The 22802-nt window shown below is 42.6% G+C and carries 17 protein-coding genes; 13 read left to right on the top strand and 4 right to left on the bottom strand.

All coding sequences use genetic code 11. The features are described 5' to 3' along the window. Window positions 1–50 precede the first annotated feature (50 nt). Window positions 51–626: a DUF6151 family protein gene (locus JF50_RS25720; protein ID WP_268747844.1), complete on the top strand. Its 576-nt coding sequence runs from the start codon at window positions 51–53 to the stop codon at window positions 624–626. Here JF50_RS25720 and JF50_RS25715 read toward each other — a convergent pair. After that, the gene (locus tag JF50_RS25715; RefSeq protein ID WP_039612086.1) at window positions 623–1951 is read right to left on the bottom strand and encodes a tetratricopeptide repeat protein; all 1329 of its coding nucleotides are present in this window, start codon (window positions 1949–1951) and stop codon (window positions 623–625) included. The genes JF50_RS25720 and JF50_RS25715 overlap by 4 nt on opposite strands. A 254-nt stretch (window positions 1952–2205) precedes the next feature. Then, window positions 2206–2895 (bottom strand): thioesterase II family protein, encoded by a 690-nt coding sequence (locus JF50_RS25710; RefSeq protein ID WP_268747847.1) that lies wholly within the window; start codon window positions 2893–2895, stop codon window positions 2206–2208. A gap of 367 nt (window positions 2896–3262) precedes the next feature. On the opposite strand from JF50_RS25710, the gene prfC reads away from it, so the two are divergent. The 4 genes from prfC (at window position 3263) to JF50_RS25690 (ending at window position 8180) form a co-directional block, all read left to right on the top strand. Then, window positions 3263–4852: a peptide chain release factor 3 gene (prfC, locus tag JF50_RS25705; protein ID WP_039612084.1), complete on the top strand. Its 1590-nt coding sequence runs from the start codon at window positions 3263–3265 to the stop codon at window positions 4850–4852. A 63-nt stretch (window positions 4853–4915) separates the two neighbouring features. Beyond that, window positions 4916–6658 carry an arginine--tRNA ligase gene (gene argS, locus JF50_RS25700; RefSeq protein ID WP_039612083.1) on the top strand — a complete coding sequence of 581 codons (1743 nt, stop codon included), beginning with the start codon at window positions 4916–4918 and terminating at the stop codon, window positions 6656–6658. Window positions 6659–6770: 112 nt separating this feature from the next. After that, entirely contained in the window at window positions 6771–7412 is a 642-nt protein-coding gene (gene pdxH / locus JF50_RS25695) for a pyridoxamine 5'-phosphate oxidase (RefSeq protein ID WP_039612082.1), read from the top strand. After that, window positions 7413–8180 carry a TatD family hydrolase gene (locus tag JF50_RS25690; RefSeq protein ID WP_039612081.1) on the top strand — a complete coding sequence of 256 codons (768 nt, stop codon included), beginning with the start codon at window positions 7413–7415 and terminating at the stop codon, window positions 8178–8180. A 35-nt stretch (window positions 8181–8215) separates the two neighbouring features. Here JF50_RS25690 and JF50_RS25685 read toward each other — a convergent pair whose 3' ends face one another. Next, window positions 8216–8848 carry an AhpA/YtjB family protein gene (locus JF50_RS25685; RefSeq protein ID WP_039612080.1) on the bottom strand — a complete coding sequence of 211 codons (633 nt, stop codon included), beginning with the start codon at window positions 8846–8848 and terminating at the stop codon, window positions 8216–8218. A 79-nt stretch (window positions 8849–8927) separates the two neighbouring features. Here JF50_RS25685 and serB point away from each other — a divergent pair, with 79 nt between their 5' ends. The 6 genes from serB (at window position 8928) to JF50_RS26535 (ending at window position 18487) form a co-directional block, all read left to right on the top strand. Continuing rightward, window positions 8928–9956, top strand: coding sequence for a phosphoserine phosphatase SerB (gene serB, locus JF50_RS25680; RefSeq protein ID WP_039612230.1), 1029 nt, complete (start codon window positions 8928–8930; stop codon window positions 9954–9956). A 521-nt stretch (window positions 9957–10477) separates the two neighbouring features. Then, window positions 10478–11227 (top strand): pyruvate dehydrogenase complex transcriptional repressor PdhR, encoded by a 750-nt coding sequence (gene pdhR, locus JF50_RS25675; RefSeq protein WP_039612079.1) that lies wholly within the window; start codon window positions 10478–10480, stop codon window positions 11225–11227. A 102-nt stretch (window positions 11228–11329) separates the two neighbouring features. Then, on the top strand, window positions 11330–13996 hold the full coding sequence (gene aceE / locus JF50_RS25670; protein ID WP_039612078.1) for a pyruvate dehydrogenase (acetyl-transferring), homodimeric type: 2667 nt from the start codon (window positions 11330–11332) through the stop codon (window positions 13994–13996). Between the two features lie 11 nt (window positions 13997–14007). Continuing rightward, window positions 14008–15918 carry a pyruvate dehydrogenase complex dihydrolipoyllysine-residue acetyltransferase gene (aceF, locus tag JF50_RS25665; protein ID WP_039612077.1) on the top strand — a complete coding sequence of 637 codons (1911 nt, stop codon included), beginning with the start codon at window positions 14008–14010 and terminating at the stop codon, window positions 15916–15918. Between the two features lie 218 nt (window positions 15919–16136). Then, complete coding sequence (gene lpdA, locus JF50_RS25660; RefSeq protein WP_023400801.1) at window positions 16137–17561, top strand: dihydrolipoyl dehydrogenase; 1425 nt, start codon at window positions 16137–16139, stop codon at window positions 17559–17561. A 326-nt stretch (window positions 17562–17887) separates the two neighbouring features. Then, complete coding sequence (locus tag JF50_RS26535; protein ID WP_080760356.1) at window positions 17888–18487, top strand: DUF4879 domain-containing protein; 600 nt, start codon at window positions 17888–17890, stop codon at window positions 18485–18487. Between the two features lie 12 nt (window positions 18488–18499). Here the strand turns inward: JF50_RS26535 and JF50_RS25650 are convergent, their stop codons facing one another. Then, a complete protein-coding gene (locus tag JF50_RS25650) occupies window positions 18500–18898 on the bottom strand; it encodes a hypothetical protein (protein ID WP_039612076.1) in 399 nt (132 codons plus the stop codon). A gap of 58 nt (window positions 18899–18956) precedes the next feature. Here JF50_RS25650 and JF50_RS27305 point away from each other — a divergent pair, with 58 nt between their 5' ends. Together JF50_RS27305 and JF50_RS25640 are read left to right on the top strand one after the other, a co-directional pair. Beyond that, a complete protein-coding gene (locus JF50_RS27305) occupies window positions 18957–19118 on the top strand; it encodes a hypothetical protein (RefSeq protein ID WP_160290514.1) in 162 nt (53 codons plus the stop codon). A 1156-nt stretch (window positions 19119–20274) separates the two neighbouring features. After that, window positions 20275–22707 (top strand): hypothetical protein, encoded by a 2433-nt coding sequence (locus JF50_RS25640; RefSeq protein WP_039612074.1) that lies wholly within the window; start codon window positions 20275–20277, stop codon window positions 22705–22707. Window positions 22708–22802: the final 95 nt, after the last annotated feature.

Below are 22802 nucleotides of genomic sequence, written 5' to 3'. Positions count from 1 at the left end.
TAAAAAGTCATAGCTGGCTTACGCAATGCAATCATCAATGGGGAGTCGTGATGGAACGGTGTTTACACATGAAATGTCAATGTGGAAAAGTGCGTGGGAATGTCTCTATAGGTAGCAAATTGTTTCACAATCGAGTGGTGTGTTATTGCGATGATTGTCAGGCGTTTGTTAAGCACTTAAAACAGCCTCACATTTTGAATGCTTATGGCGGCTCTGATGTTTTCCAAGTCAGCGCTTCGCAACTAACGATCACCCAAGGACACAGTGAAATCGGGTGCTTAACTGTCACTCGAGGCGGTGTGCATCGCTGGTTTGCCAAATGTTGCAATACGCCTTTGGGGAATACATTAAATGCGCGTTGGCCATTGGTTGGCCTATTACATCACTGTATTGAAGAAGATTTAGACAAGATGGTAGGCCGGCCTGTTGGCAGTGTATTTTGTAAGTTTGCAACAGGAGAGATACCGAAGGAAGTGAAAGGACCTTGGTCGCATAAACAGGTTGCGGCTCATCTAATACTGAAAATCGCATTATGGCAAGTGCTGCGAAAAGGTCGACCATCGCCATTTTATCTGCAAGGCAAGCCCATTATTAAGCCTTATTGCCTTGCAGATAAAGGCAGCTAAAGCGCGTACAGTGCAGCCATTTCTAGGTAATTTAAACCAAATTGCTTTTTAAACCAACTGTTTACAAATTCATTGTCTGGCGCTATTTTGCCACAGCGTAAAATATATTCACCATATTGAGCACCGATTAAACCATTGCAATGTGTGTCTGTCCAAATACGCTCTAATTGTGTTTTAAAATTTTGCTGTAAGATATCGAGTTGCTTATCCAGTTTAGTATCAACATCTAAAAAGGTGGCTTTGATTGGTTTGATATTAAGTTGTGGAAAGTCTGCTTGATGACTTTGCGTATAGTGCGTCAGGCTGTCATCAACACGGAATTCTATTTGTTGTTGCGCGACTGTCCCGACGTATTTTGCATCAATGCTAAATTGTTCAGTGAACTCAGTCACCGGATAGCTATACGCTTTTTTCACTTCTACATCGAGTGTATTTGAAGGGTCAACTTTACTTTGCTTTTCTTCAACCAATGTAAAATGTGTTTGTCTATTTACCAGCTTTGCATCTCGAATGTGCTCTAAGCTAGCGTCAAAATTGAGCTCAAAGGTTTGTTTACCTACTGGGCTATACCAAAGGCTCTCTCTAAAAATTTGTTTTAATTGGGTCGAGGAAGTATGTAGTGAATTAGCCTGTCGGCTCGTGCTATGTAAATTTACTTTAAATCTAGGGGTAAGCGTGATGCGTGAGTAGCGACTTGGGTCGTGAGAAAGCGGCTCGAAATTCTGTGGCAGATCCCAAGCCATACAGTATTTCTCTGTAAATTGGCGTAAGAAAAATCGCTCGTCGTTTGCATTGGTCGACAGACGTGTGCACTTGGCGTGTGCTTTGTTTTGTAAAGCGGCTTTGTAAGTCGAAAACTGGTTATGTAGTTGCGCGTTACTAATCAGAAAAGCATAGCGGTGTTCAAAAAAGCGAAATTGATCTGGAAAACGCGACTGGCCTAATTGCTCCGCTCGTGTTTTCAACCAGTGAGTTGCATAGTCGATTTCTTCATTTTGTGTATTTGCAATAGGGCCAAATGGCTCTATTTGCCATTCGATTTGATTTCGTAATAGCGCTTCTAATTTGATGGCGGCGCCGGTTGGGTTGCCTCCTAAACGCAGCATTCGTACGTCAATTAATCCTTTATCTAAAATTTTATTTCGTGCTTGCATCAAGCCTTTTTGTGCTTCAATATCGTGAGGATCTTCGGTGAGTGCTTGCTCATAATATTCAGCTGATTGGCTATACATACCTGCTTCGAATAAGTTGTTTCCTTTTTCGACTAAACTTTTGCAGCCACTGAGTGCTAATGTCAGCACAGATAAAACAAATACGTTTCTCACTTTATTGCCTTCCTTTTTTCTCAATGAGATAGTACAGATGTTGCCCTTAATGCGACTTAGCAACTGATCCTAATTTTGCTCTTTTGTGTGATTACATTTGTTGGGGGGAATGTTAATCATTTACGCTATAGTAAATGTTAACCCGTACCCATGTCCATGGCTTAGGATTAAAGTTAGTTTACATGATGAGGACTTGTGCACAAATTTGCGCAGAGGGCATAAAGGCCCAAGAGGGCCTTTGGAAGAAGTAGGTATTAATTCGTATTAATCAGTTTTGAAACCGTGGCTATCACTTGTTCACTGTGTGTATTGATAAAGAAATGCCCCCCATTGAATGCATGTTGAGTGATAGGTAAAGCAGATAAGTCTTGCCAAGCATCAACCATTTCAGATGTGACATCGATATCATCATGACCATATAAAACATTGATAGGCATGGGCAAGGGGGATTGTTCTGCTTGGAAGCAATCCGCGATTTCAAAATCGGCCCTTAGTAAAGGTAAAAATAGTTCCATGAGTTCTGCATTATCCAGTACTTCTTTCGGTGTGCCATTTAGGTCTCGCAGTTCCGCGATAAATTCGGCGTCAGGTAAATGATAAATCGGTGCCTTGTGACCTTTGAGATGCGGCGCTCGACTCCCTGAGGCAATTAATTGAAGTGGCAATGTGTCGTGATGCTTGTGTAATGTGAGTGCTAATTCATAGGCGACTCGACTCCCCAAGCTATGACCGAAAAACACACAAGGTTTTTGTGTAATGAAATCACTGTGCTGCATGAGCTCGGCAATTGTTTGATTCATTTTATTGTAAGGCGTTTCCATTAAACGCGCACCTCGTCCGGGGAGTTGGATCAGCACCACCTCGATGTGAGTAGGGAGTTGACTTAACCATGACATGAAAATGCTCGGTGATCCCCCTGCGTATGGGAAGCAAAACAGGCGCATGGTGGCCTGAGGGTTAGGTTTTGGGATTAAAAATAACTTTGGCGTCATGTGGCTTTTTTATTATTGATTAATAGCGTTTATCCTAACAATTTAAGCAAAATTGTATAGTGACTTTTGGTATGGAGTGTATAGAGGTATTGTGACAGAACATGGCGATATGACATGTATGGGGGTTAAAACGCACGATATGGGGGGGAAACCGTGAGCGTCGCACACTGAATGTAAAGAATGTGGTAGTTTATCGGCAAATTATACGCCGATAAGTTGTTTAAATAGTCAGGATCAGAGACAATACGCGGATATGTGTTCACAGCCGAGTGTTATCAGTGAATAGTCACACTCAGATAAGCCAAAAGTAGAGTTTTCAATGTCAAACAACAGTATCCAGCAAGAAGTATCGCTTCGCCGTACTTTTGCCATTATTTCTCACCCGGATGCGGGTAAAACCACCATTACAGAGAAAGTACTTTTATTCGGAAAGGCGTTACAAAAAGCCGGTACGGTAAAAGGTCGCGGTTCAAATCAGCACGCAAAATCTGACTGGATGGAAATGGAAAAAGAGCGTGGTATCTCGGTAACAACCTCGGTGATGCAGTTCCCGTATAATGATTCATTGGTAAACCTACTAGATACTCCGGGACACGAAGACTTTTCTGAAGATACTTATCGTACACTGACTGCTGTTGACTCATGTCTAATGGTCATTGATGCGGCAAAAGGTGTTGAGGATAGAACACGTAAATTAATGGAAGTTACTCGCTTACGTGACACGCCTATCGTGACTTTCATGAATAAGCTGGACCGTGACATCCGTGATCCAATGGAAGTAATGGACGAAGTCGAAACAGAACTGAATATCATGTGTGCACCTATCACTTGGCCAATTGGTTGTGGTAAAGAGTTTAAAGGTGTGTACCACATTCATCGTGATGAGACGATTTTATACGCAACGGGCCAAGGCCATACTATTCAAGAAAAACGCATCATTAAGGGCTTAGACAATCCAGAACTAGATGCCGAAATCGGTGAAGAGTTAGCCGAGCAGCTTCGTGAAGAGCTAGAGTTGGTGATCGGCGCATCCAATGAGTTTGATCATGAGTTATTTTTATCGGGTGAGCTAACCCCCGTTTATTTTGGTACAGCATTAGGTAACTTTGGTGTTGACCATATGCTTGACGGTTTAACAGAGTGGGCGCCAACGCCTATGCCACGTCAAACTGATGAGCGTGAAGTAAAAGCTGAAGAAGAAAAGTTCTCAGGCTTTGTATTCAAAATTCAAGCGAATATGGACCCCAAACACCGTGACCGTATTGCCTTTATGCGTATTGTATCGGGTAAATATACGCAAGGCATGAAGATGGACCATGTACGTATTGGCAAAAAAGTCAGTATCTCCGACGCGGTAACCTTTATGGCGGGCGACCGTGAGCGCGCTCAAGAGGCATACGCTGGTGACATCATTGGTTTGCACAACCACGGTACAATCCAAATTGGTGACACCTTCACGCAAGGTGAGAAGCTGAAATTCAGCGGTATTCCAAATTTCGCGCCAGAATTATTCCGTAGCATTCGTTTAAAAGATCCGCTGAAACAAAAGCAGTTGTTAAAAGGCCTTGTGCAGTTGTCAGAAGAAGGTGCGGTACAGGTATTTAGACCACTACAAAATAACAGCTTAATCGTAGGTGCGGTCGGTGTGCTTCAGTTTGATGTGGTAGTAGCACGCTTAAAAGCTGAATACAACGTAGATGCAATTTACGAAAGCGTAGCGGTACAAACAGCCCGTTGGGTGACGTGTGACGACGATAAGAAGATGGCTGAGTTTAAACGCAAGTGCGAAGCAAACTTGGCCCTTGATGGGGGTGATAACTTAACTTACATTGCACCTAGCCGTGTAAACTTAAACTTGTCAATGGAACGCTATCCTGACGTTAAGTTCCACCATACACGTGAACACTAATAAGCGCTTAAATTGAATTTAACCTTGCTGGTTTAACGGCTGGCAAGGATCACAGGATAAAAAATGAATATCAAAACTCTATTAATTGAAAAAGCCAATGCAGCGATGCAAGCTGCGGGCATTCCAGAAGGCACAAACCCTGCGGTCACACAATCTACTCGCCCGCAATTTGGTGATTACCAAATTAATGGTGCCATGGGCGCCGCGAAAGCACTTAAAACGAATCCGCGTGAAGTTGCACAGAAGATCATTGATAACTTAGATATCGACGATGTTGCTGCAAAAACTGAAATTGCAGGCCCAGGTTTTATCAATATTCACCTTAAGCCTGAGTTTTTATCATCCAGCTTAGAAGCGGCTAATCAAGACGCTAAATTAGGTGTTGCTGAGCACACCACACCGCATAAAGTCATTGTGGATTATTCATCGCCAAACCTGGCAAAAGAAATGCACGTTGGTCATTTGCGTTCGACCATCATTGGTGATGCCGTTGTGCGTGCCCTTGAATTCAGAGGTGATAACGTGATCCGTCAAAACCATATGGGTGACTGGGGCACGCAGTTTGGTATGTTGATCGCGCACCTTGAAGATTTACTTGAGCAAGGTATTGATCTGGAAGCGGTGGCACTGGCTGATTTAGAAAGTTTTTACCGTGATGCGAAAAAACGCTTTGATGATGAAGCCGGTTTTGCTGATAAAGCCCGTGACTATGTTGTGAAATTACAAGGTGGTGATACGCACTGTGAAAAATTGTGGCAGCTATTCATCGATACCTCAGTAAAACACTCTGAAGAAGTCTACCAAAAGCTGAATGTAACCCTTGGCCGTGAAGACATCAAAGCAGAGAGTGCATATAACGCGCGTCTTAATGGTGTGATCGAACTACTCAAAGAAAAAGGCATTGCGGTAGAGGATCAAGGAGCACAAGTGGTATTCCTTGATGAACTGGCAAATAAAGATGGCGAACCATCGGTATTTATCGTGCAAAAATCCGGTGGTGGTTTTTTATACTCTACAACAGATTTAGCGGCGTGTGATTATCGCTCAAACGAGCTTGATGTTGACCGTATCTTGATTTTTGTGGATGCACGTCAGGGCCTGCACTTTAATCAAGTAGAGATCACTGCGCGTAAAGCCGGTTTATTGCAGGACAAAACCAGCTATGAGCCAAGCTTGTTCGGTACCATGATGGGAGATGATGGCAAGCCATTTAAAACCCGTACTGGTGGTACGATTAAACTTGCAGATTTGTTGGATGAAGCGGTTGGCCGCGCGTCTGATAAACTGGCTGAGCGAGCGTCTGAACTGTCAGAGGAAGCCCGTGCAGAGATCGCACGTAAAGTGGGCATTGGCGCGGTTAAATATGCCGATTTATCAAAGCATCGCACCAGTGATTACATCTTTAACTGGGATACGATGTTGAGCTTTGAAGGCGCAACAGCACCGTATCTTCAATATGCATATACACGTGTTAAAAGCATCTTCCGTAAAGCAAATGTGGATAGTGCAACCTTGGCTGGTAATATCGCTATCACAGAGCCACAAGAAAAAGCACTGGCACTGAAGCTGTTACAATTAGAAGAAGTACTTGACCTGATGATCAATGAAGCGACACCACACGTATTATGTGGTTACTTATATGAGCTAGCGAGTTTATATATGTCTTTCTATGAGGCATGTCCTATCCTGAAAGACGACGTGACCGAGCAAGCGCGTGAAAGTCGTTTGGTTCTTTGTAACCTAGTGGCTAAAACACTGCATACTGGCTTAGATTTATTGGGCATTGAAGTAATGGAACAAATGTAAGTTCGAATACTTTTAATGCTAAAAAGCCGCCATTTAAGGCGGCTTTTTATTTACATATCACTCCTTTTGGTGACAGAGTGAAGTTGTTTAAAAATGCTAAGGAATCGCCAAGATGAAATTAGATGACATACGCAGAGAATATGTACAAGGTGGACTGCGCCGAGAAACATTGCAAGATAACCCCATTGAGCAATTTGAGATTTGGTTGAAGCAAGCGGTTGAAGCAAAATTCAGTGCAGATCCGACCGCGATGGTGGTCGCCACGGTTGATAATGAGGGTCAGCCTTCACAGCGCATCGTATTACTTAAAAACCTTGATCAAAATGGGTTTGTATTTTTTACTAATACAGGTTCAAAAAAAGCACAGGACTTGTCTGCAAACAACAAAATCTCATTGCACTTTCCATGGCATGCGATTGAGCGTCAGGTGATTGTTTATGGTGAAGCCAAGCCTTTGAGTACAGCGGCAGTTGCTAAGTACTTTTTGTCACGTCCAAAAGAAAGCCAATTGGCGGCATGGGCATCTCAGCAATCTCGTCCCGTGTCATCTAGACAGGCATTAATGCAAACTTTTGAAGGCATGAAAAGTAAATTTGCCAAGGGAGACATTCCTCTACCTGATTTTTGGGGCGGATACTGTGTCGAACCTCATAAGATCGAGTTTTGGCAAGGGGGAGAGCATCGCTTACATGATCGTTTTATGTACGTCAAACAAGCTGATGATAGTTGGTCGATTGAACGTTTAAATCCGTAAATGCGCTTTATAGACAGTCATTGTCACCTAGATTTTGACGAGCTAGCCGGTAACTTAACTGAATATATGTCAGATGCTTCAGCGTCTGGCATTGAGCGGTTTGTGGTGCCAGGTATATCACTTGTACAAAGTGAAAGCTTACTGGCGTTTCAACAGCAACACCCAAGTTGTCATATTGCATTTGGCTTACATCCGTACTTTTTGACTGCACGCAGTGTAGAAGACATGCCACAGCTGATTGCGCTGGCAGAGCAACATAAAGCTAAGCTGGTCGCCATTGGTGAGTGTGGCATCGATAGTCATTGTGATGATTTAGCGCTGCAACAAGTATTATTTAAAGAACATATTAAGCTGGCTAATCAATTAGGCTTGCCGCTCATTGTTCATCACCGTCAAAGCCACCATTTAATTGCTCAGGCTTTTAAGCAAGTTCCTCCCCAATTCGGTGGCGTGATCCATGCATTTTCAGGCTCACTTCAACAAGCAGAGTACTACGTCAAGTTAGGCTTCAAGTTGGGGCTAGGTGGCACAATTACCTATCCGCGGGCTAACAAGACTCGAGACGTTGTGAGTCGTTTACCGTTATCAAGTTTTGTTTTAGAAACGGATGCTCCATCGATGCCGATTTTGGGCTTCCAAGGCCAAGTCAATGTGCCTGCCCGTTTGATAGATATTTTTACTCAGGTTTGCCAGCTGAGAAGTGAGCCCGAAGAAGAAGTTGCCCAAACATTATATGTGGCGACATGTGGTGTTTTTAATTTAACTTGATTGGGTTGTTCGTGAGCATACTAGCCGATATCGGCTTACTCCCGATCGTTTATATCCTGCTTTTGTTCGTCTTGGATAATGTGTTTTTTAACATCGCGACGTGTCAGCGCTCGGCCAATTTGCCAAGTAAAAACGCCAACGATAATGAGCATTAACAACACAATGCGTCCTAGCTGATGAAAGTGCTTGTGACTTTCACTCATCGCTGCGTCTGTCAAGTACTCGATACTAACAAAGCCGATAGTGCGTTCATTATCTTCAATTTTACTCACAATGGCATCTTTACTTGGATTTATCCCTGCAAGGCCATCTGGTAGCCCATTGAATTCGGGTGCTTGTGTTATACCATCATTACCAATAATAAATTGTCCTTTTTGATTGTAGATTGCGACTGATAGTACGTATTCATCACTGGCTAAATGATTGCTTAACATTCGGAGTCTAGGCGTATCCATACGAGTCAGTGGTTCTACTACATTGAGTGCAAACTGTTTTATTAGACTTTGACCTGTGTGATTGGCGTTGGTGTGCAGTAACTGGTGGGAACGGAAGCTGGTATTGGTCGCAATCCACAATAATGCAAGTAAACAGCCCGCAGCAATAATTAGCCTCAGCAATCGTTTACTTTTTGATGACTTTAAAAAAGTGTTTGCTTGTGTATTTTTCATAGTTACAGCTTGTTGGCTGACATTATTTTCATTAGATGTTAAAAAGAGCGTATACCGATATGAGGAGTGCTCAATGCCAATGCAAAATATGATAGATGTCGACCAACTTGATGTCCGCCCTGTTGAAAATCAACTTACCTTATCAAAGTGGTATGAATTTGAAAATGCCCAAGCTGAGAAAGGGGAGGTGTTCGCAGAGAAAGCCGCACATCATATCGTTTTATTTGGTGCCAACGTCACAGGCGAGACGCTTAAGATATTTTTAGACGCGTTGACATCACTTGATATCGAAACGCATGCAGTTTGTGTCTATCGAGCTCATCCTGACTTACCCATTGGCGTAGCCATCAAAGCTGGGCTACCTGCTGGCGAGTTACCTAAATCAGATATTCGTCAGGCGGCAAAAAAGCTAGGTTGCCAAGGTGCCATACTATCAAACTTGCCTCAACTAGACATGCCTGGGTTATTGGTAATGGATATGGACTCTACAGCAATCGAAATTGAGTGTATTGATGAAATTGCCCGCTTAGCTGATGTGTATGATGAAGTGGCTTCAGTCACCGCTGAAGCGATGGCTGGCAAGTTAGCTTTCAGTGAGAGTCTGCATAAACGGGTAGCCAAATTACAAGGGATAGAATTGGGTTTGATCTCACCGCTTAAAGATGATTTACCATTAATGATGGGGATTAAGCCGCTGTGTGAGTTGTTAAAGGCACACCATTGGCGTTTGGCGATTGCATCAGGTGGGTTCACTTGGTTTGCCGAAGCATTACAGGATAAGTTGTTATTGGATCATGTATATGCCAATACATTAGAAATCGATGGTCAACAGCTCACTGGTCGAGTGATTGGGGACATTGTAGATGCTGAGAGAAAAGCGGAAGTATTAAATACCCTACGTGAGCGCTACAAGGTCAGTTCGGGGCAAACGCTTGCTATCGGTGATGGTGCCAATGATCTGGTGATGATGGCGGCAGCTGACTTAGGGGTGGCCATTCATGGAAAACCAAAAGTAGTAGAGCAAGCAGATGCTGCCATATGTGAGGGATCTTTATTACAGCTCCTGTATTTTCTGACAGTACCGCCCCTTAACTCTCTTCGTGCATAATCAGGCTGGAAGTTTGTATCTAAAAAAGGTTCTAAGGCGATAGCTAAAAATATAACAAGCGAAGAAGAGGGACTTATTTATGTAAAGAGTGTAAATCTGACGAGAAGTTGTTCACCTTGACGTTGATTAGGACAGCTTCCTCCCCTTGTTATGCATAGCTTAACCCTCTGCCTATTTTGTTATCTCCCCTTTTTCCTCATTGTCATTTTATTTTAATTGCGCTGTTATCTTTCTGTTCTGGTCTGACCATTTTTATTTTTCTTTGCAATCATTTTTAATTGTATAAAGTTTAATCTGAATGGATGTCAAAAAAAGGATATTAAAAGCGATGAAAAGGTGTAATTTTGACAGCCGAGCTTGATTTTGATAACTTATTGTCCAAATTTGGTATGACCAATTTACCTGACTGGTCACAATATACTAAATGATTAAGTAAATATTGCTAAGTTTTAAAGACTTACGATGTAACGTAGGGACTTCTGGCTTAGCTGGTGGATATAACCCAAACTGGCGTGTTATCAATGTCTTTGAAGATTAAAGCTGCGAAACTCTCGGATGTGATTTTAGAGCAATTGGAAAACATGATTTTAGAAGGATCATTGCTTCCTGGTGAAAAGCTTCCTCCTGAACGAGAGCTTGCTAAGCAGTTTGAAGTATCCCGCCCGTCGTTAAGAGAGGCGATTCAAAAACTCGAAGCCAAAGGGTTAGTGACGCGTCGCCAAGGTGGCGGTACATACGTTAAAAATCAGCTAGAAGAAGGATTAACTGATCCACTTTTTGACTTGATCAGTAAACACCCTGAGTCTCAGTTTGACTTACTTGAATTCCGTCATGCCCTAGAAGGTATCGCAGCATATTATGCTGCGCTTCGAGGCACAGACAATGACATGGATAAAGTTAAGCAAAGCTACGACAATATCGCCGAGGTGGGGGATGATTTAGCCCTAAAAGCCAAAGCAATCAATGCGTTTCATTTCACTGTAGCAGAAGCGTCACATAATGTGGTGTTACTGCATCTTGTGAGAGGAATGCAAACGTTACTTGAGCAAAATGTATTGCAGAACTTAACCGTGTTGGTGCAAAAGTCAGATGTGAGCGAACAGCTTGCACAGCACCGAGCGGTATTGATGGATGCCGTGATCCAAGGGGATCCGGAAAAGGCAAGGCTTGCGAGTAACGCACACCTAGCCTTCATCGAAGAAGCATTACTTGAAGCGGGTAGAGAACGCTCTCGCATTGAGCGGAGTTTGCGTCGCACTAAGCAGCAATAAGTTAGGTAAATTCGGTCTTTTAAGCAAAATCGAGCAATTATGCTTGATTGCGTCATTGACGCATTGAATAAATTTGCATTTAAAACATAAGGAACACTCCATATGTCTGAAGTCAATAAGTTTGACGTTGACGCGTTAGAAACCCAAGAGTGGTTACAAGCGCTTGAGTCAGTTGTTAAAGAAGAAGGCGTAGAACGTGCGCAATTCTTACTTGAGCAAGTGCTAGAGCAAGCCCGCCTAGATGGCGTGGACATGCCTACAGGTATTACTACAAACTATGTAAATACCATTCCGGCAGGCCAAGAACCAGCATACCCTGGTGATACCACGATTGAACGCCGTATCCGCTCTATCGTACGTTGGAATGCGATCATGATCGTACTTCGTGCGTCTAAAAAAGACCTAGAGTTAGGCGGCCACATGGCGTCTTACCAGTCTTCAGCAGCATTTTATGAAATGTGTTTCAACCACTTCTTCCGTGCGCCAAACGAGAAGGACGGTGGTGATTTAGTTTATTACCAAGGTCATATTTCACCGGGTATCTACGCACGTGCATTCCTTGAAGGTCGTTTAACTGAAGAGCAGTTAGATAACTTCCGCCAAGAAGTAGACGGTAAAGGTATCTCTTCATACCCTCACCCTAAATTGATGCCTGAGTTCTGGCAATTCCCAACAGTATCTATGGGTCTTGGTCCAATCGCATCAATTTATCAAGCACGTTTCCTTAAGTACCTAGAAGGTCGTGGTCTGAAAGAGACTAACGAACAGCGCGTATACGCGTTCCTAGGTGATGGTGAGATGGATGAGCCAGAATCACGTGGTGCAATCTCATTTGCAGCGCGTGAGAAGCTAGATAACCTATGCTATCTGATCAACTGTAACCTACAGCGTCTTGACGGCCCAGTAATGGGTAACGGTAAGATCATTCAAGAACTTGAAGGCCTATTTAAAGGTGCTGGTTGGAACGTGATCAAAGTGGTTTGGGGTTCAGGTTGGGATACGCTACTAGCGAAAGACACAACTGGTAAGCTTCTTCAGCTCATGAACGAAACAATCGACGGTGATTACCAGACATACAAAGCGAAAGATGGCGCGTATGTACGTGAGCACTTCTTTGGTCGTTACCCAGAGACAGCAGCACTTGTTGCTGATATGACGGATGATGAAATCTTCGCACTTAAGCGTGGTGGCCATGATACATCTAAACTATACGCAGCTTATAAAGCGGCGCAAGATGAAAAAGGTCGTCCAACAGTTATCCTAGCTAAGACTGTAAAAGGTTACGGCATGGGTGAAGCTGCGGAAGGTAAAAACATTGCACACCAAGTTAAGAAAATGGACATGTCTAGCGTTGAGCACTTGCGTTCACGTCTAGGTCTAGAAGATCTGGTTTCTGACGAAGAAATTGTAAACTTACCTTACCTAACGCTTAAAGAAGGCTCTGCAGAGTACGAATACTTACACGCACGCCGTAAAGCGCTACACGGTTACACGCCACAGCGTCTACCTAACTTCACACAAGCACTTGAGCTACCAAAATTGGAGCAGTTCAAGCCGCTACTTGAAGAGCAAAAGCGTGATATCTCAACCACAATGGGTTACGTACGTGCACTCAACATCTTGTTAAAAGACAAGGGTGTTGGCAAAAACATCGTACCAATCATTGCGGATGAAGCGCGTACTTTCGGTATGGAAGGTCTATTCCGTCAAATCGGTATCTATAACCCACACGGTCAGAACTACACACCTCAAGACCGCGACATCGTTTCTTACTACAAAGAAGCAACATCAGGTCAGGTACTTCAAGAAGGTATCAACGAGCTAGGTGCAATGTCTTCATGGGTTGCTGCTGCAACGTCATACAGCACAAATGACCTACCGATGATCCCATTCTACATCTACTACTCTATGTTCGGTTTCCAACGTGTTGGCGACATGGCGTGGATGGCGGGCGACCAACAAGCACGTGGTTTCCTATTAGGTGCTACAGCAGGTCGTACAACGCTAAACGGTGAAGGTCTACAGCACGAAGATGGTCACTCGCACATTCAAGCAGGCACGATTCCTAACTGTATTTCTTACGACCCAACGTTCGTATTTGAAGTGGCGGTTATCTTGCAAGATGGTATCCGTCGTATGTACGGTCCAGAGCAAGAAAACGTGTTCTACTACCTAACGCTGATGAACGAAAACTATCACCAGCCAGCAATGCCTGAAGGCGCTGAAGAAGGTATCCGTAAAGGTATCTATAAGCTTGAGTCAAACGCAGGTGAGAAAGCACACGTACAACTTATGGGTTCAGGCACAATCTTGAACGAAGTACGTAAAGCGGGTGCAATCCTAAGCGAAGAATACGGCATTGGTTCAGATGTATTCTCTGTAACGTCATTCAACGAGCTAGCACGTGACGGTCAAGACGCTGAACGTTTCAATATGCTTAACCCAGAAGCGGATGCAAAAGTCCCTTACATTGCAACTGTACTTGGTGAGTCTCCAGCGATTGCCGCGACTGACTACATGAAGAACTATGCAGATCAAGTACGTGCATTCATGCCAAGCAGCTCTTACAAGGTACTAGGTACTGACGGTTACGGTCGTTCAGACAGCCGTGAAAACTTACGTCGTCACTTCGAAGTGAACGCAGGTTATGTGGTTGTTGCTGCACTTAACGAACTTGCTCAACAGGGCAAAGTTGAAAAATCAGTTGTTGCTGACGCTATCAAGAAATTTGATATCGACACAACAAAAGCTAACCCACTTTACGCATAAGAGGCAAAAACATGTCAATTGAAATTCATGTTCCAGATATTGGTGCCGATGAGGTTGAAGTAACCGAGCTCCTAGTTAGCGTAGGTGACACGGTTGAAGTGGATCAGTCATTGATCACAGTTGAAGGCGATAAGGCTTCAATGGAAGTGCCAGCAGCCGCTGCGGGTACGGTTAAAGAAATCAAAGTTGTTGAAGGTGATAAAGTTTCAACAGGGTCTTTGATTATGATTTTTGACGCAGCCGGTGCAGAAGCACCTGCTGCGGCAGAAGCGCCAGCGGCTCCTGCTGCAGCGCCAGCACCTGCGGCACTCGCTGCGGCAGAGTTTAAAGAAGTACACGTACCAGATATCGGTGGTGACGAAGTTGAAGTCACTGAGATCATGGTTGCTGTGGGCGAGGCCGTTGAAGCTGACCAGTCAATCTTAAACGTAGAAGGCGATAAGGCTTCTATGGAAGTACCTGCGCCATTTGCAGGTACTGTGAAAGAAATCAAAGTGGAAGTTGGCGGTAAAGTGTCAACAGGTTCTTTGGTATTCGTATTTGAAGTTGCAGGCAGTGCGCCAGCAGCGGCACCTGTTGAAGCAGCACCTGCGCCAGCGGCGGCACCAGCAGCAGCGGTAGCAGAAGCGAAAGAAGTACACGTACCAGATATTGGCGGTGACGAAGTTGAAGTGACTGAAATCATGGTATCTGTCGGTGATTCAATCGAAGAAGAGCAGTCGCTTATCACAGTAGAAGGCGATAAGGCTTCTATGGAAGTACCAGCACCATTTGCAGGTACTGTGAAAGAGATCAAAGTAAATGCTGGCGATAAAGTATCGACAGGCTCTTTGATATTCGTATTTGAAACAGCAGGCAGTGCACCAGCGGCAGCAGCACCTGTGGCTGCGCCAGCACCAACCGCAGCGCCAGCAGCGGCTCCTGCGGCAAAACCTGCTCCAGCAGCGGCCCCTGCATCTGCACAAAAAGATGAATTTGTTGCGAACGATCAGTACGCACACGCATCACCAGTTGTGCGCCGTCTAGCACGTGAGTTTGGTGTAAACCTTGCGCGCGTTAAAGCAACCGGTCGTAAGAACCGTGTTGTTAAAGAAGACGTTCAGAACTATGTGAAAGAGCTAGTGAAGCAAGTTGAATCAGGTCAGCTATCTAAAGGTGGCAACACCGGTGGTGGCGAGCTGGGTCTAATTCCTTGGCCAAAAGTAGACTTCAGCAAGTTTGGTGAAGTTGAAGAGAAGAAGCTATCTCGTATTCAAAAGATCTCTGGTGCAAACCTACACCGTAACTGGGTACAAATCCCGCATGTTACACAGTTTGACGAAGCAGATATCACGACACTAGAAGCGTTCCGTAAAGAGCAAAATGTGCTGGCTGAGAAGAAGAAAATGGGTGTGAAAATCACACCATTGGTCTTCGTAATGAAAGCAGCTGCAAAAGCACTTGAAGAGTTCCCAACGTTTAACTCTTCACTATCAGAAGACGGTGAGAGTCTAATTCTGAAGAAATACGTGAACATCGGTGTCGCGGTTGATACGCCAAATGGCTTGGTTGTTCCGGTATTCAAAGACGTGAACAAAAAAGGCATCATCGAACTTTCTCGTGAACTGATGGAAGTGTCTAAGAAAGCACGTGACGGTAAGCTGACTGCTGCTGACATGCAAGGCGGTTGTTTCACAATCTCAAGCCTTGGTGGTATCGGTGGGACGTCATTCACGCCAATCGTGAATGCGCCAGAAGTGGCTATCTTAGGTGTATCTAAGTCTGAGATGAAGCCGAAATGGAATGGTAAAGAGTTTGAGCCGCGCTTAATGGTGCCGCTAAGCTGTTCATACGACCACCGTGTAATTGACGGGGCGCTTGCAGCACGCTTTACTGTGACACTTGCAAACTACCTGAGCGATATTCGTCAGCTAGTGATGTAAGATGAATCAAAACCGCCCAACCTAAGTTGTGCGGTTTTGTTGTATTTTTAGTGTCCTGTCTGATAATTGGACGGGACATTAGTGAGTGCGAATGATACACTTTCGCGCACAAAAAACTCTCTCTGTTGGATTTGCCCTAATTTGGCGACCGGCAGGCAAATTGGGTGCGGATACTCAGTTGAGTAGAGTCCCGTTCGAATAATAGTTAAGGTAATAACATGAGCAACGAAATCAAAACTCAAGTTGTTGTACTAGGCGGTGGTCCTGGTGGTTACTCTGCAGCATTCCGTGCAGCAGACCTAGGTTTAGATGTTACATTGATTGAATCTCGCGATACCCTAGGTGGTGTTTGCTTGAACGTAGGTTGTATTCCTTCAAAAGCACTTCTTCACGTCGCTAAGGTTATCGACGATGCAGCTGAAATGGCTTCTCACGGTGTAACTTTCGGTGCTCCACAAATCGATTTAGATAAAATCCGTACTTGGAAAGAGTCTGTAATCGGTCAACTTACTGGCGGCCTAGCTGGTATGTCTAAAATGCGTAAAGTTAACGTAGTTAACGGTTACGGTAAATTCACAGGGTCTAACACTATCGCAGTTGAAGGCGCTGACGGCACTAAGACAGTGACGTTTGATAACGCGATCATTGCAGCAGGTTCACAACCAGTCAGCCTTCCGTTCATCCCACAAGATGAGCGTATCATTGATTCAACTGGTGCACTTGAGCTTAAAGACGTGCCTGGCAAACTACTTGTACTAGGTGGTGGTATCATCGGTCTTGAGATGGGTACTGTTTACCGTGCGCTAGGTTCAGACATCGACGTTGTTGAATTTGCTGATCAGCTAGTACCTGCTGCTGACAAAGACATCATCAAGGTTTACCAGAAGTACGTTAAGAACAAGTTCAACGTAATGCTTTCTACGAAAGTAGTTGCGGTTGAAGCGAAAGAAGACGGTATTTACGTTTCTTTCGAAGGTAAGCAAGCACCTGAAGGACAAGTACGTTACGACAAAGTATTGGTTGCTGTTGGTCGTACACCAAACGGTAAGCTACTTGACGCTGACAAAGCGGGCGTTGCAGTTGATGAGCGTGGCTTCATCAACACAGACAAGCAAATGAAGACAAACGTTGACCATATCTTCGCGATTGGTGACATCGTTGGTCAGCCTATGCTTGCGCACAAAGCGGTACACGAAGCACACGTTGCTGCAGAAGTTATCTCTGGTAAGAAGCACTACTTCGATCCTAAGTGTATCCCTTCAATCGCTTACACAGATCCAGAAATTGCATGGGTTGGTGTAACTGAGAAAGAAGCGAAAGAGCAAGGTCTTAAGATTGAAACTGCGGTATTCCCGTGGGCAGCATCTGGCCGTGCAATTGCTTCAGCACGTACTGAAGGTCAAACTAAGCTTATCTTTGATAAAGAGTCAGGCCGCGTTATCGGTGGTGCAATGGTTGGTATCAACGCAGGTGAAATGCTTGGTGAGATCGGCCTAGCGGTAGAGATGGGTGCAGACGCAGAAGACGTGGCACTGACTATCCACGCTCACCCAACACTGAACGAGTCAATCGGTCTAGCTGCTGAAATCTTCGAAGGTTCAATCACTGACCTTCCAAACAAAAAAGCAGTTAAAAAGAAGTAATTAATACTTCTTACTGAATTTAAAAACCCGGCGATTGCCGGGTTTTTTGTAGCAAAATGACGCAGCACTTTATCTTTTTCTGGCTTTTTTTGAAGACTCTTAGGGCCTCGTAATACACTTCTTTGATTTTCTTCTAAATCGATAAAAATAACAGTAAATACCTGTGGATTTCCCTTTTTTAGGAATTAATCAGGCAAGAAAGCTGTGATGTTGTTAAGGGCATTGCACTTTTTATAAAATATTGAATAATGATTTCCTTTTATGGGTTTGAACAAATAATGAACAGTCTGTAAGGTTTTTATTGGTTAATTAACAATAAGGAAATTATGATGTTTAATAAAAAAAATGTGTTTACAACCGTATTGGCTGCCAGCTCTGTATTACTTTCAGCTTTTTCATTTGCTGCTGATGTTGAGGGTGGGATAGTTAAACAGCCGAGTCAACTTGAGTTTGATACTTTTCAAAAGCAAAACCCGTTAGATTTGTCACACATTGACTTGTCAGGCGACAATGATAGTGCACAATTTTCGACCTCGGATATTCATATCATGGGCCCAGCTTCCGGTATAGAATATTTTGAGATCTATGCTGTTGGCTCGAGTAATATTGGCTTTGAAACCGTTTCTAGTAACCAGTCATCCACCAGCCGAGATCATGGTGGGAACCAAATCAGAGTAGCGGTTATTCAGTATGGATATGGTAATCCCGGTAATGCAACATTTGCAGGGCAGAGTAAAGCCCCGTCTTCAACAGTTAACCTATGTGGCTCGATGAGTAATTTGAGCAATTGTAGCGTTGGTCAAACAGTAACTGGCTTTTTGTATTATTATGATTTCTTTGGTCCGCAAAATGGGCAGCTGTCTGTATCATCAAGCTCCATTGCGTCACCATTTGGTTACTGGAGCGATTCAATTTACATTAACTAAGTTTGTATCTAGTTAAGCTTTAACATCTATACTAGGCTGGAGAGGGTATCCTTGATAGCCTTTTAATATTTCCATAAACTGCTCCAATTCGCTGGTATCTTTACCCTGACTTTGCTCGAATGCGATTTCTTGTTCAATTTGAGATAAAAAGTTGGAGGATTGTGAGCCTTGAAGTTCACCATTGACCAACTTAAAAGTGTTATGCGGTATTCTAAAAAGTAATCTGCCATCTCCCGTTGACTGTATGAGTGCATTGAGCTCATTTAATCCTAAGTTATTCATATCTACTGTATTTGCCCTGCTTGCTTGTTCTGTCTCACTAGGCGGCAGAGAATTGCCACCTTTCGTGTTCGACGTATCGGGTTGGTTTATTGAGGGAGAGTATACTGTGTGTGAACCAACAATTTTCATAGCCTATATCCTTACAGTTATGTGGGGTGTATATAAATTAAGCAAGAAGTGTGCTCAATTGACACTTTTCCGAAGGCTGAAAGCCCTTGAGCAAGCGCGTATCACGGAAATTCAGTATATTCACTATAGAAACTTTGATGTTGTGCCAGTATTTAGTCAAGGCAGTGGTGGCAGCGCGACACCAAGCTCGATCTCGTGTGCACTATATACGCAAGAATAGTTATTAACTTGGATAAGAGCTGCTTTGAAGTCGCATTCTGGGCAAAAACAACCCGGCTATCTGGGTATTTAGTACAGAGAAATCAAGGATAATGATTCGATAATGTCTAATTTAAACTGCCACGTACGCCGTGTTTTTCAGCAGTTTGTTATTGTTGAAGAGCCTCGTTGTCGAGCTAAATAATAATATTTGCACGTTGTATTAATGTCTGATCTAAGGCAGAACAGTTGTTAATTGTCTTGGTTATATTGTGTTGCATTATTTTCTTTTCCCTAAACATACAAGGAGGTGGTTGTTCAATTGTTTATGAAACAATGCCTTCTAAACCTAAAAGAATGGATGGGTTTTAGGTTTATAATTCTTTTATTAGAATCGATTTTTTTATGACGGTGGGTGTGGAAGTTAATCATTGATTTCGTGTGTTAATAACTAACGGGGTAATTAAATCTTATTTGCTGGTTTTATTGCCGGAAGCGATTGTGTTGGTTAAATATTTACTTATTTTTTTATTATTTTTTAATGAATAAAGATGGCTGTTCTTTATGTTTTCGTTTAGTCATTCTGGTCTGATTTATTTCTAACTAAGTTAATCAAATATCTGGCTAAAAAAGTTTGTGTTGGCCACATGGAAATCAGATCTAGATACTTGATCTGAATTCAGGCTTTAAGTGCGATATATAAAAGATTATAAATTTCAACGACTTGTTTTTTATTTCGTTGTGAAAAATGAGTAGGTGGCAAATAAATGATAGGTTTTTTATCACCCTTTATGCTTCATAGACGCAAGGACTAAATGAATGCTTAATAGGACTATTACCTCAGTACTCTTGTGTAGAAACAGACTCAAGGACTGTAAAGGATAACGATATAAATCAAATATAAAGTGCTATCATGAAAAGAAGCAAAAGTGTTTCGATTTTAAGTTGCCGATAGCCATGGTTCATAATCTACGTTATACGGCTGATTTTTTCGAATGATGCACTTGATGCTGCAATTGTAAATAACACAATAAAAGCAAAGTACTTTCACCTTTTTCAAGGCCATTTTTTATTTTATTTTTGGCGTTTTATAAAATTAAAATAATTTGTTTTTTTACATCGCTTTTGTGTTGTTATAATAGGTACGGTGTTGAACATGATATTAAATGGAAGAAATTATGATCCCGTTCAAGAAAAACTTATTTTTATATACGTTGATTGGAATGACATTAGTGGGGTGTGGTAGCTCTGACGATAATAAAGAAACGATGCAAAACAGTGATAATCAGGCTGTTGTATCAGAAGTATCGACTGACACATCGACTGACACATCAACTGACACATCAACTGATAAATCAACTGACACATCAACTGATAAATCAACTGACTCATCAACTGAGACGGACAATAATGCTGGGCAGTCATCTAGCTCTGAGCAAGTTGAATTAAAAGTGCTGTCTCTGTTGCAAAATGCAGACATTGAAAAGCTCGACACAGAGATCTCGATTGATGTCACAGATCCAAGCTCACTTGTTCAAGAGTTAATTCTACTAGTCGATGGTGAAGAGGTGCAAAAGCTTACGCAAGCTCCCTGGATTTTTGATTGGGAAAATTATTTTTGGGCAAACTCTCCTTCATTGACCCTTACTGTCAAAGCAATGACAAAGGATGGTAAATCGTACACTTTAGATGATGCCATTACAGTAAATATGAGTGAAAAAATAGCTAAGTTGCTAAAGTTTAATAGTGTAGGTGGTTCAGCCTTACAAGATACAAATGAAGCCATTATACAAGTTGTAGCTGTCAACGGTGCTGTTTCTTACGAAATTGAATATACGGACACGGATGGTCAATCTAAACAAGTAAATACCACGGGCGTATTAGCCACCTTACCTGATTTAGCTATAGGAAATTATTCAGTCAGATTTAGAGCCTTTAACTCAGAGAACAGGGCTGGTCCATGGTCAGATGCTACTGAAATCTCAATATTGCCACCAAGCTTACCCGCTTTCTCAGATCCCGTATTTACTAAATCTAAAGACGGCTATCAGCTTGTTTTCGAACACACAGAGTTAGGTGATGATACGGTATTGAATATTTCATTAGTTAATGAACTATCAGAGAGTATCAGTCCATCGACAAAGGAAAATCACAAAATCATCTTTGATGGATTAAAACCGGGTAATTTTAGCTGGCGTGCTTCAATTACAAATCAATATGGTCATCAGTCATTGTGGTCTTCTGAAAAACCACTGCATTTACCTAAACCTTTGCCTCCTTCTATGAGTTCGGTAAAAGCGGAACCATTGGATGGAACGTTTCTTGTTCATTTCGAGTGGACTTCTGAAGATAATGCAACGAGCTACACTGCGTGGATTTTCAATAAGAAATATAGATATTTTAGTTATGATACACAGTCCGGTACTTCTCTTTCAAAGAAAATGCCTGCAGGCGAGTATACGATAGTAATTCAGCAAGTAGATACTGCTGGCGATACATCTGGCTGGTCAGCTCCCTATGACTTTTCGGTTGGGAAATTTGATATTGCGATCGATATACCGGAGATCAGAGATGCCAACTCTCCTATACCCAGTGTTTTTCAGTTAAATAAAAATGAGTTTGTTATTTTTACTGACAATACCAAGCAAAACTCTAATCAGTTCATTAAAGTCAATGTGGTAGGCGAAGAAGTTGTTAATAAATCTCTTGAACTTTCTGATAATCAACAATTGGTTAAACTAATAACGCGTTATGGCAAGGATTTATTTGCGGTTGGTCACACTATAAATGCTGTCAATGGTCATTTTTCAGGATTGATGGTTGAACTGGATAGCAATGGTGATGTTATTTCTGAAAATACCTCTTCAGTATTGGTGGACGGTACACTCAACTATCGTTTTATAGATGTTATTGAAACGTATGAGCCCGTATTTGGATTGGGTGGAATTAAAACGGTCAAGCGCGTATTTGTATTGGGTCAGTTTGCAGACAGCAATAATCAATTTCTCGCTGAAATAAAGGATCAAAAAATAAGTAATGTTGTATTGATTGAACCTCATGAGGGAAGTCCATTTAATGTTCAATACCTCGCTGAAGAACAAGCGGGTGGCATTGCGGTAGCAACACATGTGGGATCCAAGTTAGTTGTGAGACTTTATAATAATGATTTACAGTTCAAAGATGAGTGGATCAGCCCTGATGTTATTTCAATCGATACGCTTGAAGGAGCCGTGTCATTGTCTAATGGCATTGTTGTCACTGGTATTGATAAAACTAACATGAATGTGCATTACTTCGAGTTATTAAACTCTGACCTGACACTGATTACGCATATGAGTGAAGACTATGTATTTAATACCGAGTTCAATAATACGATGCAAATTCGGAGTGGTTTCGACATCGAGCTCTTTGTTGATCAAGGCTATGGCTATCTTATAGGACGCAATTATAGCGATCTGCTTGTAAGAGAGGAGGAGTTACAGCATTATGAAAATATAAAAGTATATTCAACCCCTCTTTATGTGGGGAGTAGTTGGAATCGTGACGCTTTATTTTCAGTAATGTGGGAAATGAATTCTAATCAACTTAGAGTACAACATGCCGCTCGGTAGTGGCCAGCTATAAAACTTATTTTATCGCAGCCACATTTTATGTGGCTGCTTTTTTTGTCTGTTAAATTGATGATTCTACAAGCACTCACCAAATG

It is taken from the genome of Pseudoalteromonas luteoviolacea (assembly GCF_000814765.1).
GTDB lineage: Bacteria > Pseudomonadota > Gammaproteobacteria > Enterobacterales > Alteromonadaceae > Pseudoalteromonas > Pseudoalteromonas luteoviolacea_H.
This window is presented reverse-complemented; position numbering and strand designations above follow the sequence as displayed.

Excerpts from the sequence above, each read along its gene's own strand:
- JF50_RS26535 (WP_080760356.1), top strand. The coding sequence starts at position 17,888 with ATGATGTTTAATAAAAAAAATGTGTTTACAACCGTATTGGCTGCCAGC.
- JF50_RS25710 (WP_268747847.1), bottom strand. The coding sequence starts at position 2,895 with ATGCGCCTGTTTTGCTTCCCATACGCAGGGGGATCACCGAGCATTTTC.
- JF50_RS25685 (WP_039612080.1), bottom strand. The coding sequence starts at position 8,848 with ATGAAAAATACACAAGCAAACACTTTTTTAAAGTCATCAAAAAGTAAA.
- JF50_RS25640 (WP_039612074.1), top strand. The coding sequence starts at position 20,275 with ATGATCCCGTTCAAGAAAAACTTATTTTTATATACGTTGATTGGAATG.
- lpdA (WP_023400801.1), top strand. The coding sequence starts at position 16,137 with ATGAGCAACGAAATCAAAACTCAAGTTGTTGTACTAGGCGGTGGTCCT.
- pdhR (WP_039612079.1), top strand. The coding sequence starts at position 10,478 with ATGTCTTTGAAGATTAAAGCTGCGAAACTCTCGGATGTGATTTTAGAG.
- serB (WP_039612230.1), top strand. The coding sequence starts at position 8,928 with ATGCAAAATATGATAGATGTCGACCAACTTGATGTCCGCCCTGTTGAA.
- aceF (WP_039612077.1), top strand. The coding sequence starts at position 14,008 with ATGTCAATTGAAATTCATGTTCCAGATATTGGTGCCGATGAGGTTGAA.
- pdxH (WP_039612082.1), top strand. The coding sequence starts at position 6,771 with ATGAAATTAGATGACATACGCAGAGAATATGTACAAGGTGGACTGCGC.
- aceE (WP_039612078.1), top strand. The coding sequence starts at position 11,330 with ATGTCTGAAGTCAATAAGTTTGACGTTGACGCGTTAGAAACCCAAGAG.
- prfC (WP_039612084.1), top strand. The coding sequence starts at position 3,263 with ATGTCAAACAACAGTATCCAGCAAGAAGTATCGCTTCGCCGTACTTTT.
- argS (WP_039612083.1), top strand. The coding sequence starts at position 4,916 with ATGAATATCAAAACTCTATTAATTGAAAAAGCCAATGCAGCGATGCAA.
- JF50_RS25690 (WP_039612081.1), top strand. The coding sequence starts at position 7,413 with ATGCGCTTTATAGACAGTCATTGTCACCTAGATTTTGACGAGCTAGCC.
- JF50_RS25720 (WP_268747844.1), top strand. The coding sequence starts at position 51 with ATGGAACGGTGTTTACACATGAAATGTCAATGTGGAAAAGTGCGTGGG.
- JF50_RS25650 (WP_039612076.1), bottom strand. The coding sequence starts at position 18,898 with ATGAAAATTGTTGGTTCACACACAGTATACTCTCCCTCAATAAACCAA.